At 45.6% G+C, this 17304-nt stretch carries 15 protein-coding genes; 13 read left to right on the top strand and 2 right to left on the bottom strand.

Translation table 11 applies throughout. The features are described 5' to 3' along the window. Nucleotides 1-6 precede the first annotated feature (6 nt). The 7 genes from HUX74_RS08290 to HUX74_RS08260 all read left to right on the top strand — a co-directional run bounded on the left by HUX74_RS08290 (nucleotide 7) and on the right by HUX74_RS08260 (nucleotide 10228). Nucleotides 7-1314: a glycosyltransferase gene (locus tag HUX74_RS08290; protein ID WP_174646476.1), complete on the top strand. Its 1308-nt coding sequence runs from the start codon at nucleotides 7-9 to the stop codon at nucleotides 1312-1314. Nucleotides 1315-1378: 64 nt separating this feature from the next. Beyond that, nucleotides 1379-3220, top strand: coding sequence for an ABC transporter ATP-binding protein (locus HUX74_RS08285; protein WP_117599806.1), 1842 nt, complete (start codon nucleotides 1379-1381; stop codon nucleotides 3218-3220). A 171-nt stretch (nucleotides 3221-3391) separates the two neighbouring features. Beyond that, the gene (locus HUX74_RS08280) at nucleotides 3392-5230 is read left to right on the top strand and encodes an ABC transporter ATP-binding protein (protein ID WP_119961736.1); all 1839 of its coding nucleotides are present in this window, start codon (nucleotides 3392-3394) and stop codon (nucleotides 5228-5230) included. 491 nt (nucleotides 5231-5721) lie between these two features. Next, entirely contained in the window at nucleotides 5722-6801 is a 1080-nt protein-coding gene (locus HUX74_RS08275; RefSeq protein ID WP_117599804.1) for a Gfo/Idh/MocA family protein, read from the top strand. 66 nt (nucleotides 6802-6867) lie between these two features. Next, nucleotides 6868-8355, top strand: coding sequence for a Gfo/Idh/MocA family protein (locus HUX74_RS08270; RefSeq protein ID WP_005825899.1), 1488 nt, complete (start codon nucleotides 6868-6870; stop codon nucleotides 8353-8355). Nucleotides 8356-8427: 72 nt separating this feature from the next. After that, nucleotides 8428-9303 (top strand): DUF1080 domain-containing protein, encoded by an 876-nt coding sequence (locus tag HUX74_RS08265; RefSeq protein ID WP_119961734.1) that lies wholly within the window; start codon nucleotides 8428-8430, stop codon nucleotides 9301-9303. A gap of 22 nt (nucleotides 9304-9325) precedes the next feature. Then, nucleotides 9326-10228 carry a sugar phosphate isomerase/epimerase gene (locus tag HUX74_RS08260; protein ID WP_117599802.1) on the top strand — a complete coding sequence of 301 codons (903 nt, stop codon included), beginning with the start codon at nucleotides 9326-9328 and terminating at the stop codon, nucleotides 10226-10228. Nucleotides 10229-10321: 93 nt separating this feature from the next. On the opposite strand, the gene HUX74_RS08255 is transcribed toward HUX74_RS08260, so the two are convergent. Further along, on the bottom strand, nucleotides 10322-10957 hold the full coding sequence (locus HUX74_RS08255; RefSeq protein WP_174646475.1) for a viroplasmin family protein: 636 nt from the start codon (nucleotides 10955-10957) through the stop codon (nucleotides 10322-10324). Nucleotides 10958-11074: 117 nt separating this feature from the next. On the opposite strand from HUX74_RS08255, the gene HUX74_RS08250 reads away from it, so the two are divergent. The 6 genes from HUX74_RS08250 (at nucleotide 11075) to HUX74_RS08225 (ending at nucleotide 16109) form a co-directional block, all read left to right on the top strand. Beyond that, nucleotides 11075-11677, top strand: coding sequence for a nitroreductase family protein (locus tag HUX74_RS08250; RefSeq protein WP_174646474.1), 603 nt, complete (start codon nucleotides 11075-11077; stop codon nucleotides 11675-11677). Between the two features lie 62 nt (nucleotides 11678-11739). Then, the gene (locus tag HUX74_RS08245) at nucleotides 11740-12267 is read left to right on the top strand and encodes a shikimate kinase (protein ID WP_117599800.1); all 528 of its coding nucleotides are present in this window, start codon (nucleotides 11740-11742) and stop codon (nucleotides 12265-12267) included. 135 nt (nucleotides 12268-12402) lie between these two features. Next, nucleotides 12403-14295: a biosynthetic arginine decarboxylase gene (gene speA / locus HUX74_RS08240; RefSeq protein ID WP_117599799.1), complete on the top strand. Its 1893-nt coding sequence runs from the start codon at nucleotides 12403-12405 to the stop codon at nucleotides 14293-14295. A 1-nt stretch (nucleotide 14296) separates the two neighbouring features. Continuing rightward, complete coding sequence (argB, locus tag HUX74_RS08235) at nucleotides 14297-15067, top strand: acetylglutamate kinase (protein ID WP_117599798.1); 771 nt, start codon at nucleotides 14297-14299, stop codon at nucleotides 15065-15067. A 60-nt stretch (nucleotides 15068-15127) separates the two neighbouring features. Continuing rightward, nucleotides 15128-15637: an RNA polymerase sigma factor gene (locus HUX74_RS08230; protein WP_117599797.1), complete on the top strand. Its 510-nt coding sequence runs from the start codon at nucleotides 15128-15130 to the stop codon at nucleotides 15635-15637. Next, complete coding sequence (locus tag HUX74_RS08225) at nucleotides 15627-16109, top strand: hypothetical protein (protein ID WP_117599796.1); 483 nt, start codon at nucleotides 15627-15629, stop codon at nucleotides 16107-16109. The genes HUX74_RS08230 and HUX74_RS08225 overlap by 11 nt, the downstream gene beginning before the upstream one ends. 300 nt (nucleotides 16110-16409) lie before the next feature. Here the strand turns inward: HUX74_RS08225 and HUX74_RS08220 are convergent, their stop codons facing one another. After that, entirely contained in the window at nucleotides 16410-17270 is an 861-nt protein-coding gene (locus HUX74_RS08220) for a head GIN domain-containing protein (protein ID WP_119961733.1), read from the bottom strand. Between the last annotated feature and the right edge of the window lie 34 nt (nucleotides 17271-17304).

Raw genomic sequence — 17304 nt, 5'->3', positions numbered from 1 at the left:
GAAAATATGAAAAAGATACTTTTTATAATTCCCTATATTCCATATCCTTTAGATTCAGGAGGTAATCAGGCCTTTTTTAATATGGTTAATTATATCCGTAATCGAATGTCGGTGTCAATTTTGCTTTGCTCAAAATCCGAAGAACATGATAAAAATATAGTGGCCCTGAAAAAATTGTGGGCAAATGTAGATTTTTTTGTATATAAATGGCCTAAAAAGAAATCTGTACATATTGAAGTCCGTAATCCATTATATTACAATGTTTTGAAAAGAGTGAAGGCTTCTGTGGAGCGCAAAATGAGAAGGCAGATTGTGAATATGGGGGTAGATATGGAATCAGGTTTAGATCCAGTTCGCGAGAATTCTGCTCTTTTAAGATCGGTTTTTGAGCCCCTTGAATCTGGATATGCTCAATATATTTGTCAGGTTATAAAGCAAGGATATGATATTATTCAGGTTGAATTTTATGAATTGATTTCTGTAGGATATTTATTGCCGGAAAATGTACAAACGATTTTTGTGCATCATGAATTAAGATATGTCCGTAATGCTAATGAAATGTCTTTGTTTGAAGAGATGATAGATGAAGATCGCATGCTTTTCTCTGTGGCAAAGGACTATGAGCGAGCTGCCTTGCTAAAATATAAGCATGTAATTGCTTTGACTGAAGTAGACAGACAACTGCTGATTGATTTTCTTGGTCGTAAAGAACGTATTTATGCTTCTCCAGCGGTGGTGCAGATGTCAGATACTTCTATTGAAGAATTTACTCCGGCAATTACTCATAGATTAACGTTTGTTGGAAGTGGAGATCATTATCCGAACTTAGATGCGATTACTTGGTTTTGCAAAGAGGTGGCTCCTTATTTGCATAAGCAAGGATTCTCTTTTGATTTTAGGGTTGCAGGACGGTGGGATTGCTCTCATATAGTAAGACTTTCTTCTGTTTGTCCAGAAATAAAATTTGTAGGTTATGTGGAGGATTTGAGTGATTTTCTTAAAGGTAGTATTGCTCTTGTTCCTATACGCATCGGTAGTGGGTTGAGAATGAAAATATTAGATGCTGTATCTTTGGGCATTCCTTTTGTTACTACTTCTAAAGGAGTAGAGGGGATTAGTTTTAATGATAATGAAGAGTGTTTAAAGGCGGATACAGCTATGGATTTTGCAGATGCGATTATTAGGTTGGCTAATGATAGTAACATGCAGTGTAGACTTGTTTTACAAGCTAAACGTAAATTAGAAGATTTATATGATTGGAAAAAGATGTTAGAACAGCGTATGGCTATTTATTCTCATATTCTGAATTTTTAAAATTTTTATTTTGAGTATTTAGGTATTTTCGTGTAATTTAGCAATTTAATTATAATCAAAACTTATGGTAAAACAGTTTTTCTCTTTGATGAAGCGATATATCATGCCGTATCGCAAGTATTTAACGTGGGCATTGATACTGAATTTCCTTTCTCAATGGCTGAACGTTTTTTCTTTTATGGCTATTATTCCTATTTTAAACATATTGTTTAAGATTGACACTAAAGTGTATGAATATATGCCCATGGACTGGGGAAACTTTGACAAAGATGTTCTTATTAATAATGCTTATTATTGGATCAGTAATTTTGTTTTGGAACATGGCGCTTTTCTTACACTTGTTATGATGGGATGTATATTGGTTTTTATGACGTTATTGAAGACTGCAGGTTACTTCGCTTCTTCTGCAATTATGGTCCCTCTTCGTACAGGTATTGTTCGTGATATCCGTATTCAAGTATATAATAAAGTATTGGAGTTGCCTCTTAGTTTCTTTTCTGAGGAGCGTAAAGGGGATATTATTGCTCGTATGAGTGCGGATGTTACTGTTGTTGAGAATTCTTTAACCAGTTCCATTGACATGTTAATTCGTAATCCGATAGCTCTTTTGGTTTGCTTTGTCACTTTGTTTACTGTAAGTTGGGAGATGACTTTGTTTGTCCTTATAATTCTTCCATTGGCTGGATGGCTCATGGGAATAATCAGCCGTAAATTGAAAAGACAATCATCAGCGGCACAAGCCCAATGGGGAGATATAATGTCTCAATTGGACGAAACCTTGGGAGGATTACGTGTGATTAAAGCTTTTCTTGCAGAAAAGAAAATGTCTGCGCGTTTTGCAAAGACCAATAATGAATTTAGAAATGCTGTGAATGAAATGGTAATCCGTCAGAGTTCAGCTCATCCGATGAGTGAATTTTTGGGTACTTGTATCATCGTTATCGTATTGCTGTTTGGTGGTTCATTGATTTTGAGTAATACTTATTCTCCCATGGATGCAGCCACTTTTATTTTCTATTTAGTTATTCTTTATAGTATCATTAATCCCTTAAAAGAGTTCTCTAAGGCTTTTTATAATATACCTTTAGGGCTTGGCAGTATGGAACGTATTGACATGATATTAAAGGCTGAGAGCCATATAAAAGATCCTATGCAGCCCTTATCATTAAATGGCTTTGAGAATAAATTGGAATTTCGTGATGTAAGTTTCAGTTATATAGAGGGAAGACCAGTTTTGAAACATATTAATTTGACGGTTCATAAAGGTAAGACTATTGCTCTGGTAGGACAGTCAGGATCAGGAAAATCCACTTTAGTAGATTTGGTTCCTCGTTATCATGATGTCACAGAAGGAGCCTTATTGATAGATGGTAAGAATGTGAAGGATGTTTCCATAAGCAGTTTAAGGTCATTAATAGGCAATGTGAATCAGGAAGCTATTCTGTTTAATGATACTTTTTTTAATAATATTACATTTGGTGTCGAGAATGCTACGATGGAGCAGGTTGTTGAAGCTGCAAAGATAGCTAATGCACATGATTTTATTATGGAAACTGAGAAAGGATATGATACTATGATTGGTGACCGTGGTGGGCGTTTGTCTGGTGGGCAAAGACAACGTGTCAGTATAGCGCGTGCGATTTTGAAGAATCCTCCTATTTTGATTTTGGATGAGGCCACTTCTGCACTTGATACAGAGAGTGAACGTTTGGTGCAAGAAGCTTTGGAACGTTTGATGAAATCACGTACTACCATTGCCATTGCCCACCGTTTGTCTACAATCAAAAATGCAGATGAGATATGCGTACTTTATGAAGGTGAAATTGTGGAACGTGGAACGCATGATGAGCTTATAGCTCTTAATGGATATTATAAGAAACTGAATGATATGCAGTCACTTTCATAAATATATTTTGTGAGGAATATATGACTATTGATGGTCAGTGATTTTTTATGTAGACAGCGGATTAGTTAATAGTCCGCTGTCGTTTTATATTTAGAGATAAGCATCGAACTTAGATGTTTTTCATTTTATTCTTGTACCTTTGCAACCTTATAATTCACTTAACTACAATCAATGAAGGAATTCCTACAACTGATGCGGCGCTTTGTGTCGCCTTACAAGAGATATATCGGTTGGGCAATCGTGCTCAATGTGCTGTCCGCTATATTCAACGTCTTTTCATTTACATTGTTAATCCCTATCCTTAACATCCTTTTCAAGACTGGGGCGAATACCGAGGTATATCACTTCATGGAGTGGGGAAGCGGCAGCCTGAAGGAAGTGGCGGTGAACAACTTCTACTACTACGTCACCCAGATGATTGAGACACACGGGCCGCAGATGACACTGCTGTTCATGGGGCTCTTCCTTGCTTTCATGACCATGCTGAAGACCTCCTGCTACTTCGGTTCTTCTGCTATAATGGTTCCTTTGCGTACGGGAGTAGTACGCGATATCCGTGTGATGGTCTATTCCAAAGTGATGCACTTGCCACTTGGTTTTTTCTCTGAAGAAAGAAAAGGGGACATCATTGCACGTATGAGCGGTGACGTAGGCGAAATTGAAAACTCCATTACCAGTTCACTGGATATGCTGCTCAAGAATCCTATCCTGATTCTGCTTTATTTTTCCACTTTGATTGTAACCAGTTGGCAGCTGACCTTGTTTACTGTCCTGGTATTGCCGGGTATGGGCTGGCTGATGGGAAAGGTCGGCAAGAAGCTGAAACGCAAGTCGCTGGAAGCCCAGGGGAAATGGAGCGACACGATGTCGCAACTGGAAGAGACGTTGGGCGGACTGCGCATCATCAAGGCTTTCATAGCCGAAGACAAGATGGTGGACCGTTTCAAACAATGTAGCAACGAGCTGCGTGATGCCACCAACAAGGTAGCCATCCGTCAGTCGTTGGCACATCCTATGAGCGAATTCCTCGGTACGTTGCTCATTGTATTGGTTCTGTGGTTTGGTGGTCTGCTTATTTTGGGCGATGGTACTTCCATGGAAGCTTCAACGTTCATTTTCTATATGGTGATTCTGTACAGTATCATCAATCCGTTGAAAGACTTTGCAAAGGCAGGATACAACATTCCAAAGGGTCTGGCATCCATGGAACGTGTGGACAAAATACTGAAAGCCGAGAACCCCATTAAGGAACCGGTAAACCCGTTGCCGCTGCACGGGATGAATGACCGGATTGAATTTAAGGACCTCTCCTTCAGTTACGACGGCAAGCGCGAAGTGTTGAAGCACGTCAATCTGATGGTGCCCAAAGGACAGACCATTGCACTTGTCGGTCAGTCCGGCTCCGGCAAGTCGACATTGGTGGATTTGCTGCCGCGCTATCACGATGTGCAGTTGGGTGAGATTACAATTGACGGTGTGAATATTAAGAATTTTCGCATCCACGACTTGCGTGCGTTGATAGGAAACGTGAACCAGGAGGCCATCCTGTTCAATGATACCTTCTTCAACAACATTGCTTTCGGTGTGGAAAATGCAACAATTGAGCAGGTGGTTGAAGCTGCAAAGATTGCCAATGCCCACGATTTCATCATGGAGACCGAGCTCGGTTATCAGACCAACATTGGCGACCGTGGTGGCAAGCTTTCCGGCGGACAGCGCCAGCGCATCAGTATTGCCCGTGCCATCCTGAAGAATCCACCCATCCTGATACTCGATGAGGCTACTTCCGCACTCGACACCGAAAGCGAACGCCTGGTGCAGGAGGCGCTGGAACGGCTAATGAAGACCCGTACCACGATTGCCATCGCCCACCGCCTTTCCACCATCAAGAATGCGGATGAAATTTGTGTGCTCTATGAAGGTGAAATCGTGGAACGTGGTAAGCACGAGGAACTTCTCGAGAAGAACGGCTATTATAAGAGGCTGAATGATATGCAGTCTCTCTCATAGAAATAAAGTTCTGCGCACCTTGCTTCCATCCGCTTGTGCTATGTTGTTATGACTAAATAGGAAGTTAATCCATTGTAAGGCAATGTATTGATTTCGTGTGTCCCTTCTTGTTGATACTTTGTAAATAGGAAGTTAATTTCCTGCAAACAGCATATTAATTCTTCTTTCTCTTCTATACTTCTTACGCAGAATTTATGATGTAGGTGGGTGTTGATGGCTACCGGCAGAGTGCTTCACGGCTGTTAGGCGATGATGAATAAAGGGCGTTCTTTTGCCTTTTACGCTTTTTTAATATCTGCTTGCTTCCATTCTATCACTAATTATCCTATTTTTGCAAAGAACACATACATAAACATTGCAAATATCATGAAAAAATTATACCCAATGTCTACGACAACAGCTACTATGACTATTAGTCCAAGTACTCTTAATCATGTAATTCAATTGACCCCGATAATACTATAACTGTAAATATTTAATATTCGCCTACCATGAAAATAAAAGTTGGTTTGATAGGGTTCGGCAGAATGGGGCAAATGTATTGGGAGGAAATGCAGAAAAGCGGTCGATGGGACATCGCATATATCTGTGATACCGATCCGGCCTCCCGAGAATTGGCAAGAAACTTTTCCCCTTCATCCAGAATCATATCCGATGAACAAGAAATCTTTGACGACCAGAGTGTAGAAGCTGTTGGTCTTTTTGCATTGGCAAATTCCAGAAAAGAACAAATAGAGAAAGCTGTCCGAAGCCATAAGCACATCCTGACGGAGAAACCCATTGCCGATACCATTGACAAGGAATGGGAAATTGTGGACCTGATTGAAAAGTATGACCGCATTGCTGCTGTCAACCTTTATCTGCGCAACTCCTGGTATCACCAGGCTATGAAGCAGTTTATCGATGAAGGCGAAATTGGCGAACTGGCCATCTTGCGCATCTGCCACATGACTCCGGGATTGGCGCCGGGCGAGGGACACGAATATGAGGGTCCCGCCTACCACGACTGCGGCATGCACTACATAGACATTGCCCGCTGGTATGCCGACAGTGAATACAAGACCTGGCATGCGCAAGGCATGCGGATGTGGGACTACAAGGACCCTTGGTGGGTACAGTGCCACGGTACGTTCGAGAACGGCATCGCCTTCGATGTCACACAGGGATTCGTCTATGGACAACTCTCCAGAAACCAGACTCATAATGCATATACGGACATTATTGGTACAAAAGGTATCGTGCGCATGACGCATGATTTCCGGACTGCCGTGGTGGAGCTTCATGGCGTGAACCGTACGCTTCGTCTGGAGAAGCCGTTTGGCGGGAAGAATCTGGATAAGCTATGCAATATTATGGCTGACTCCATCGAGAGCGGGAAACGCGATCCGAGATTGCCGCAGATGCGAGACTCGGCCATTGCTTCCCAATACGGATGGACCTTCCTGGAGGATGCGCGCCGCCACGACCTGCCTGGCATAGGCGACTTGCAGACGCTGGAGGAAATTAGGGAGCGCCGGAGGCATATGAAGGAAGGTTACGGACTGCTCCGTCCGAAGAAGACGGTAGTCTGATGCCTATTGTAATGAGAAGTGTTTTAAAACTTAATTATATTAACCGATTTTAAAATCTAAAGAACCATGTCGAAATTTACAAGAAGAGAGTTTCTTAAGACCGGAGGTTTAGCTTTGGCGGGTCTTACCATTGCTCCAAGCAGCATTTTGGGTAAGAGTCACGGACACGTACCTCCCAGTGACCGTTTGAACATTGCTGCCGTAGGTATCGGTGGTATGGGACACACTAACATTAATCATGTGAAGGCTACGGAAAATATCGTGGCGCTGTGTGACGTAGACTGGCGCTACGCGAAAGGTGTGTTCGATGAGCTTCCCAATGCGAAGAAGTATTGGGATTATCGTAAGATGTACGATGAGATGGGCAAGGATATCGATGCCGTTATCATCGCTACGGCCGACCATACACATGCCATCATCACTGCTGATGCCATGACGATGGGCAAACATGTATATTGCCAGAAACCGTTGACGCACTCTGTATACGAGTCCCGTCTGCTTACCCGCCTGGCCGCTTCTACGGGAGTAGTTACTCAGATGGGTAACCAGGGTTCTTCGGACGAAGGTACCGACTTGGTATGCGAGTGGATATGGAACGGCGAAATCGGTGACGTGACAAAGGTGGAATGTGCTACCGACCGGCCCATCTGGCCGCAAGGATTGAATGTTCCCGAGAAGGAAGACCGCATTCCCAAAACTCTGAACTGGGATTTGTTCACCGGTCCTGCCAAGATGAATCCGTATAACGAAATCTATCATCCCTGGAACTGGCGCGGATGGTGGGATTATGGTACGGGTGCTTTGGGCGATATGGCTTGTCACATCCTGCACCAGCCGTTCAGAGCTTTGAAGTTGTTGTATCCTACCAAGGTAGAAGGTTCGTCTACATTGTTGCTCAATGCCTGCGCTCCGCAAGCACAGCACGTGAAGCTGACTTTCCCCGCACGTGAAAATATGCCGAAGGTGGCTATGCCCGAAGTGGAAGTTCACTGGTATGATGGTGGCATGATGCCCGACCGTCCGAAAGGCTTCCCCGAAGGAAAGCAACTGATGCAGAGCGGTGGCGGTCTGACTATCTTCCACGGAACGAAGGATACGCTGATTTGCGGTTGCTACGGACAGAACCCGTGGTTACTTTCTGGCCGCGTGCCCAATGCACCGAAGGTTTGCCGCCGTGTACCGAAGGCTATGAATGGCGGTCATGAGATGGACTGGGTACGTGCTTGTAAGGAAAGTCCTTCCAGCCGCGTAATGCCTAAGTCTGACTTCTCCGAAGCAGGACCGATGAACGAAATGGTGGCAATGGGTGTATTGGCCATCCGTCTGCAGGGCCTGAACAAGACACTGGAATGGGACGGAGCCAACATGCGCTTTACCAATATTGGCGACGACGAGACATTGCGTACAGTCATCAAGGACGGCTTCAAGATACACAACGGCCATCCAAGCTTCGACAAGACATGGACAGATCCGGTAAATGCCAAAGCTTTTGCAGAAGAGCTCATCAAGCATAACTACCGCGAAGGCTGGAAATTGCCTGATATGCCTAGATAAACATTAAAAGGGGCATCAGAACTTGTTTTCTGATGCTCATAAACGAATACTAATCATTTAATTTTTCAGATTATGAAGAAAATATATTATCCTTTGGCTTGTTGCCTTATCGGAGGTATGCTCGCCTCTTGCGGTGGCGGTGCAAAGAAATCGAACGCTACGGAAGAAGCCACAGCTCCTACTACTACTGCGGTGTCTTACTCCAAGTCTTTGAAAGCGCCTGAAACGGACAGTCTGAATCTGCCGATTGATGCGGACGGTTATATTACTATTTTTGATGGAAAGAGCCTGGACGGATGGCGTGGATACGGTAAGGATAAAGTGCCTTCCAGGTGGATTATTGAGGATGGTTGCCTCAAATTCTGTGGAACCGGTACCGGTGAAGGACAGACCGGTGAAGGTGGTGACTTGATTTTCGCCCATAAGTTCAAGAATTTTGAGTTGGAACTGGAATGGAAAATTTCGAAAGGTGGTAACTCCGGTATTTTCTATCTGGCTCAGGAAGTTACTTCAAAGGATAAGGACGGCAACGAAGTGCTGGAACCCATCTATATCTCTGCTCCTGAATTCCAGGTGTTGGACAACGCCAATCATCCGGATGCCAAGCTGGGTAAGGACAACAACCGTCAGGCTGCTTCCTTGTATGATATGATTCCTGCTGTTCCGCAGAACGCCAAACCTTTCGGTGAATGGAATAAGGCCAAGATTATGGTATACAAAGGCACTGTAGTTCACGGACAGAACGATGAAAATGTACTGGAGTATCACTTGTGGACCAAGCAGTGGACTGATATGCTCCAAGCCAGCAAGTTCAGCGAAGAAAAATGGCCTTTGGCTTTTGAACTGTTGAACAACTGTGGTGGCGAAAACCATGAAGGCTTTATCGGTGTACAGGATCATGGTGATGATGTTTGGTACCGCAACATCCGTGTAAAGGTTCTCGACTGATTCCTTCTAAAAAGATAGTACTATGAGAATCAAACATATGATGATTTTGTCAGCACTGTGTTTATCCATGATGGCCACAAGCTGTAGCAGCCAGAGTAGGGAAACGACGCCGGAAACGACGAAAAAGGAAGTTGCCATACAGCTCTACTCTGTGAGGGACTTGGTGAAGGACGGCAGTAACCTCGACCAGATTCTGAAGGATTTGGCTGATATGGGCTATACCAGTGTGGAGGCCGCCAACTACAATGACGGTAAGTTCTACGGCAAGACTCCCCAGGAGTTCAAGCAGATGGTGGAAAAGAGCGGTATGACCGTGCTTTCTTCGCACACTACCCACGGGTTGTCGGACGAGGAACTGGCTTCGGGCGACTTTACGGAAGCCTTGAAATGGTGGGATCAGTGCATTGCTGCCCATAAGGAGGCCGGTATGGAGTATATCGTGACTCCGTATCTCTCCGTTCCCAAGACATTGAAAGATTTGCAGACCTACTGCGACTATTACAATGAAGTGGGCAAGCGCTGCCAGGCTGCCGGTTTGAAATACGGTTACCACAATCATGCCCATGAATTCCAGAAAGTGGAAGACAAGGAGCTGATGCTGGACTACATGCTGCAACACACCAATCCCGAATATGTATTCTTCCAGATGGACGTTTACTGGGTAGTGCGCGGCCAGAACAGCCCGGTGGATTACTTCAACAAGTATCCCGGACGCTTCACCATGCTCCATATCAAGGATCACCGCGAGATTGGGCAGAGTGGTATGGTAGGTTATGATGCTATCTTCAAGAATACGGATACTGCTGGCGTGCGCCACATCGTAGCTGAGATTGAGAAATACAGCTGCCCCGTAGAAGAGAGTGTGAAGCAGAGTCTTGACTACTTGCTTGATGCTCCTTTCGTGAAGGCATCGTATAGCAAATAAAACATGATGGCGGCTATTCATTCATAAGCTCGGCCGCATCATTTTCTTGACGCGGGCACAACCGGATGAAGAATCCAGGGTGCTCGCGTTTTTTTACTTCCTTCCGAAGTCGGCCGGAATTTCCCCCCATTGCTTTGTCTCCCATTTTAGGATGCGGGTGGTGTAGGTGTTTTCGCGCAACCACTTCTCCGCACGTTCTATTAGGTGGAAAAGCTCTTCGGTCTTGGCGTCACGCGGCAGTTTGGTTTTGCATTTTTTCTGTTTTATCCAGTTGATGGCGTTTACGCTGTCACTGTAGATGGACATGTCGAAACCTTTCTGTTTCAACAAGGCAAGTCCGTGGACAATGGCGAGGAATTCGCCGATATTGTTGGTTCCATACATCGGCCCGAAGTGAAAGATTTCCTGACGGCTGGCGACGTGTACTCCCCGGTACTCCATGGCACCGGGATTTCCACTGCAGGCGGCGTCTACGGCAAGGCTGTTTTCTGCGACGGCGGCAGGAAGGGGAGCGTCGGCGCCGGGAATAGTCTTGGCAGGAGAAGGGGCCGACCGCTTGATGTACGCGTACGGCGAAGAGGCAAAGGCTTTTTCCGCTTCCTCGCGTGATTCGAACGACTTGTATTTTGCTCCTTCGTAGCCTTTGGTCTGCAGTTGGCAGTCTGTCCAGGAAGTGTAGATACCCGGGCTGACTCCCGCCCATACGACGTAATATTTTTCTTTCTTCATAACTGCGGACAAAGGTAAAAAAGAAAATCCGAACAACTTAACTCTTTCATTTGTTTCTTTGTATGGCGGATATAAAATAAAGAAGAGAAGACTCAATAAAAAAAGAAAGGACAAAAAATGAAGAGAACATTTGCAGAGGCCATGGCGCATCGCTGTAGTTATTACTCTATCGGCAGCGATTCGCCAGTACTGGATGAAGAAATAGTACACATTATTCGTGAAGCCGTAAAGAATGTGCCGTCAGCTTTCAATTCACAGTCTACAAGAATTGTATTGCTGCTGGGCGACGAACATAAGAAATTGTGGAACATTGTGAAGGAAACCCTGAAAGCACGTATCTCTGCCGAGGCTTTTGCCAAGACGGAAGCCAAGATTGACGGCTGCTTTGCCAGCGGACACGGTACTGTGCTCTATTTTGAAGACACTTCTGTAGTCAAGAAGCTGCAGGAAGCATTCCCTTCCTATAAGGATAATTTCCCCACTTGGTCACAGCACACCTCCGCTATGCACCAGTTTGCCATCTGGACTATGCTGGAAGATATGGGGTTGGGCGCCTCCCTGCAACACTATAACCCCTTGATTGACGACGAGGTACGCCGCACCTGGAACCTGCCCGGCGACTGGATGATGATTGCACAGATGCCCTTCGGTACACCCACCGGTGAACCGGGAGAAAAGGAATTCGAAGATTTAAGCAAGCGTATCAAAATTTTTCTCTGATACAGAGGCGTTTTCAGCTTGGAATTGCTACCTTTGCAGGAAACCTGTAACTCGTAGCAGATATGATGCGTATTTTCTTGACCGGCTACATGGGAGCCGGTAAAACTACTTTAGGAAAGGCTTTTGCCCGCGAAATGAATGTGCCGTTCATTGATTTGGACTGGTACATCGAAGAACGTTTTCACAAATCAATCCGTGAATTGTTCACCGAGCGGGGAGAAGCCTCTTTTCGTGAATTGGAGCGAAACATGCTGCATGAAGTAGGGGAATTTGAGGATGTCGTGGTTTCTACCGGTGGCGGTACTCCTTGTTTTTTTGACAATATGGAATATATGAACGGTTGCGGGCAGACGGTGTTCCTGGATGTACACCCCGATATTCTGTTCCGCCGGCTCCGGGTGGCGAAGCAGCAGCGCCCCATCCTGCAAGGCAAGACGGACGAAGATTTGCGCACCTTCATTGTGGAGGCGCTGGATAAGCGTGCGCCTTTCTACTCGCAGGCCCGTTATCGCTTTGATGCCGGTTATCTGGAGAGTCGCAGCCAGATTAGCGAATCCGTGCAACGGTTACGCCAACTTTTAGGACTTTAATCCCTTGTAAATGTGTATTTTTCAGTCCGATGAGCTGGATGTATTAGATTTATGTGTATTTTTGTCGCCCCTTTTATAAAACACACTATAGTGGGAAAATAGTAAATTGTAAATAGTCTAATAGTAAATGTACTGATGAGAAAATGGCGTATTGAAGATTCAGAAGAGCTGTACAACATAACTGGTTGGGGCACTTCGTACTTTAGTATCAATGACAAAGGTCATGTTGTGGTGACACCGCGTAAGGATGGGGTTGCCGTCGATTTAAAAGAGTTGGTGGACGAGTTGCAGTTGCGCGATGTAGCGGCTCCGGTATTGGTGCGTTTTCCCGATATTCTGGACAACCGAATCGAGAAGGTGTCCTGCTGCTTCAGACAGGCCGCCGATGAGTATGGGTATAAAGGAGAGAACTTTATTATCTATCCCATCAAAGTGAATCAGATGCGTCCTGTGGTGGAAGAGATGATTAACCATGGGAAGAAGTTCAATCTAGGTCTGGAAGCGGGTTCAAAGCCGGAGTTGCATGCTGTGATAGGGGTCAATACAGACCCGGACTCCCTCGTGGTCTGTAACGGATATAAGGACGAGAGCTTCATTGAATTGGCACTGTTGGCGCAGAAAATGGGCAAACGCATTTTTCTTGTTGTAGAGAAACTTAATGAGTTGAATCTTATTGCCAAGATGGCGAAGCAATTGAAAGTGAAACCCAACATTGGAATTCGCATAAAATTGGCTTCCAGTGGAAGTGGCAAATGGGAAGAAAGTGGGGGAGATGCCAGCAAGTTCGGACTGACATCCAGTGAACTGCTTGAAGCGCTGGACTTCCTGGAGAAAAAGGACATGAAGGACTGTCTGAAGCTGATACATTTCCATATCGGCAGTCAGATAACCAAGATACGCCGCATCAAGAATGCCTTGCGTGAAGCTTCGCAATTCTTTGTGCAGCTGAACAAGATGGGATTCAACATCGAATTCGTGGATACCGGTGGCGGTATGGGAGTTGATTATGACGGTACACGTTCTTCAAGCAGCGAAAGCTCCGTCAACTATTCCATCCAGGAATATGTCAACGATGTGGTGTCGACATTTGTTGATGCTGCCAACAAACACGGCTTTCCTCATCCCAATATCATTACCGAAACGGGACGTAGCTTGACTGCCCATCACTCCGTGCTTATCTTTGAAGTACTGGAAACGGCTTCCCTGCCCGAAATGGATGACGACTGGGAACCGGGAGAGGATGCCCACGAACTGGTGAAGGAACTGTATGACATCTGGGACAACCTGAGTCAGCGCAGCATGCTGGAACCCTGGCACGATGCACAGCAGATACGCGAAGAGGCACTCGACCTTTTCAGTCATGGCATCGTCGACTTGAATACGCGCGCGCAGATAGAGAAACTCTATTGGAGTATCTGCCGCGAAATTAACTCCATTGCCAGCGGCATGAAGCATTGCCCCGAGGAATTCCGCAAGTTGAGCAAGCTGCTTGCCGACAAGTATTTCTGTAATTTTTCGCTGTTCCAGTCATTGCCCGATTCCTGGGCCATCGACCAGATGTTCCCCATCATGCCCATACAGCGGCTGGATGAAAGACCCGACCGCGAGGCTACTTTGCAGGATATGACTTGCGACTCTGACGGTAAAATAGCTAATTTCGTCAGCTCGCGTGCCGATACGACGACCCTGCCGCTGCACTCGTTGCGCGACAAGGAGCACTATTATCTGGCGGTTTTCCTCGTAGGGGCCTATCAGGAGATTCTGGGAGATATGCACAATCTGTTCGGTGATACGAATGCTGTGCATGTGTCTGTCAATTCCAAAGGCTACACCATTGACCAACTGATTGATGGAGAGACGGTGGCAGAGGTGCTGGACTACGTGCAATATAATCCTAAGAAACTGGTACGTACGCTGGAAACTTGGGTGACGCAATCCGTCAAGGAAGGGCGTATCTCTGTGGAAGAAGGAAAGGAATTCTTGTCTAATTACCGTTCCGGACTGTACGGATATACTTATTTGGAATAAAATGGAGAAACTGACTGTAATAAAGGTGGGTGGCAAGATTGTAGAAGAGGAAGCCACCCTCTATAAGTTATTGGATGACTTTGCAGCCATCGAAGGCTACAAGGTCTTGGTACATGGAGGCGGACGCTCAGCTACGAAGCTCGCCGCCCAACTGGGGATTGAAAGCAAAATGGTGAATGGCCGTCGTATCACTGATGCCGAAACGCTGAAAGTGGTGACAATGGTGTATGGCGGGCTGGTGAATAAGAATATCGTCGCTGGCTTGCAGGCGCGCGGTGTCAATGCACTGGGCTTGACGGGAGCCGATATGGATGTAATCCGTTCGGTTAAGCGTCCCGTGAAGGAGGTGGACTATGGGTTTGTGGGCGATGTGAAGCAGGTGAATGCTGCTTTTTTGGCAGACCTCATTCATAAGGGTGTGGTTCCCGTGATGGCTCCGCTGACGCACGATGGAGAGGGGCACATGCTGAATACGAATGCCGACACCATTGCCGGAGAGACTGCCAAGGCTTTGGCGGGCTTGTTCGATGTTACTTTGGTATTCTGCTTTGAGAAGAAAGGGGTGCTGCGTGACGAGAACGACGATGATAGCGTGATTCCACAGATAACACCGGAGGAATTCAAGCAATATGTAGCCGATGGAGTGATTCAAGGTGGCATGATTCCAAAATTGGAGAACTCTTTCGAGGCGTTGAATGCGGGTGTGTCCGAAGTCGTAATCACTTTAGCATCAGCCATCAACGGGAACAGTGGAACCCGTATCCGAAAATAATTCAAAAAAAACGGCAATAGGCTGTAACTTTCTGAATACTTAACCGTCAATTTATTAGAGATGCAAGAACTCAGCTTTCGCAATGACATTCTCCCGCTGAAGGATAAGCTTTTTCGGTTAGCCTTAAGAATTACGTTTGATAGGGCAGAGGCAGAGGACGTTGTGCAGGAAACGCTGATAAGGGTTTGGAACAAGCGTGACGAGTGGTCGCAGTTTGGTTCTATTGAAGCCTATTGCTTGACTGTGGCAAGAAATCTGGCGATAGACCGTAGCGAGCGAAAAGACTCCCGTACCGTGGAGCTACTCCCCGAAATGGAGCAAGTCTCCGATGCATCGAGCCCTTACGAAAAGCTGGTGAACAAGGAACGGATGGCGTTGATACATCGGTTGATGAGCAAGCTTCCCGAAAAACAGCGGTTGATTATGCAGCTTAGGGATGTGGAAGGTAAGAGCTATAAAGAAATAGCAGCGGTCCTGAACTTGACCGAGGAGCAGGTAAAAGTGAACCTCTTCAGGGCGCGGCAAAAAGTAAAACAAACGTTTATTGATATAGAAGGTTATGGACTCTAAATATATAGAACAACTCTTGGAACGCTACTGGCAGTGCGAAACTTCTTTGGAAGAGGAAGCATGCCTGCGTGCTTTCTTTAGCGGTAACGATGTTCCCGGACACTTGCTTCGCTACAAGGACTTGTTCGTATATCAGCAGCTTCAGCAGGAAGTGCATTTGGGTGAGGATTTTGATGCCCGGGTGCTTGCCGAAGTAGAAGTTCCGGTGGTCAAGGCAAAGCGCATGACATTGACCGCACGTTTCATGCCGTTGTTCAAAGCCGCTGCAGTAGTGGCAGTGGTCCTTTCTATGGGGAATGTGATGCAACATTCATTTTTCTCGGATGTAGAGGAGGTGGCCGCAGCCGATACTATCGGTAAACAGATTTCCGCACCGTCGGTAGCTCTTTCGGGAGATGTGCCCGTGTCTCATGAAAAGCAGGTAATGGATAGCCTGCGTCGGGTGGACAAGGGTCTGGAAATCAGTGAATAGATATTTTCATTTGCTTTTAAAATAACATTTTCATTTGCTTTAAACATAATAGTTAGTGTGCTTTATTAAAACAACTTGAGGCTGTGAAGTTTCAATTCTCTCAAAATCTTATAAAAACTAACTAAAATAGAAGGGACGCTGCGTGATGCAGCGTCCCTTTATTGTTTGTACGCCCAGCATGGGTGGATGCACAAAGAACGAAGAACTTCCTCGCGGGAGTCCTTCGTCATCTTTATAGGTAATTATTTGAGAGAGAATTTAGTTTAGGTTCATTAATCTTAAAGTCTATATTTTCCAATGTTAAAGCTTATACAGTCCTTTTTTCGGATAGTCCAGTTCCGGATTACCCTTGTAGCCCACACTGCCGCTTCCGCTAGTGCGTACTTTTAGGAAATCTGTGGCATGGCACTTGATGTCGCCTGAACCAGCAACACTGGCGGATGCTTTCTTGGCAACGAAATCGGAAGCAAACAAATCACCCGAACCTGCCACGCTGTATTCAGCTTCTTGGGTGCTGCCGCTCAGGATGGCGGTACCCGAACCGGCAACGGATGCTTTGGTGAAGTTAGCCGTTACGTTGTTCAGCTTCATGTCACCTGAACCTGCAACGGATACTTGGAGGTCATTGCAAGTGATGTCGCTGCTGTTGATGTCTCCTGAGCCTGCGATGGAAATATCGAGGTCTGTGCAAGAGATGTTGTTCCCATTGATGTCACCCGAACCTGCCACAGAGATTTTGAGGTTGTCTGTCTTCAGTCCGTTTTTCAGTTCCACGTCTCCCGAACCTGCAACAGCAATGCCGTTCAACTTTTCTGTGGACACACGTACTTCCAGTTTATTATAGGATACGTTGACATTCTTCTTGAAGCCGATGTAGAGGGTATTGTCCTTGACACGGATATCCAGTAAGTCTACAATGTTGTCCGAGGTGTATACTTCCACTGTCGGTTTGCCGGACTTCTGTGTGTAGGTCACGTCGGGGCTGCCGGCTACACTCAGCTTGGTGAAGTTGTCCACTTTTATGTCTTTGGTTACATAGTTCTTGCTTGCCTTGACTGTTTTGCTGCCGAAGCCTCCGGAACGGTATGTGTGTTGTTGTGAACAAGCGGTTGTACTGAATGCCAATAAGGCGATTGCGATAAATGTTGTTAGAGCTTTCATATTCTTTTGTTTTTTGTGATTTAGTGTTTATCAG

The sequence above is a fragment of the Bacteroides sp. Marseille-P8574 genome, assembly GCF_902825465.1.
Taxonomy (GTDB): domain Bacteria; phylum Bacteroidota; class Bacteroidia; order Bacteroidales; family Bacteroidaceae; genus Bacteroides; species Bacteroides uniformis.
Note: the sequence above shows the minus strand (reverse complement) of the source record. Positions and strands in the feature narration are given on the sequence as shown.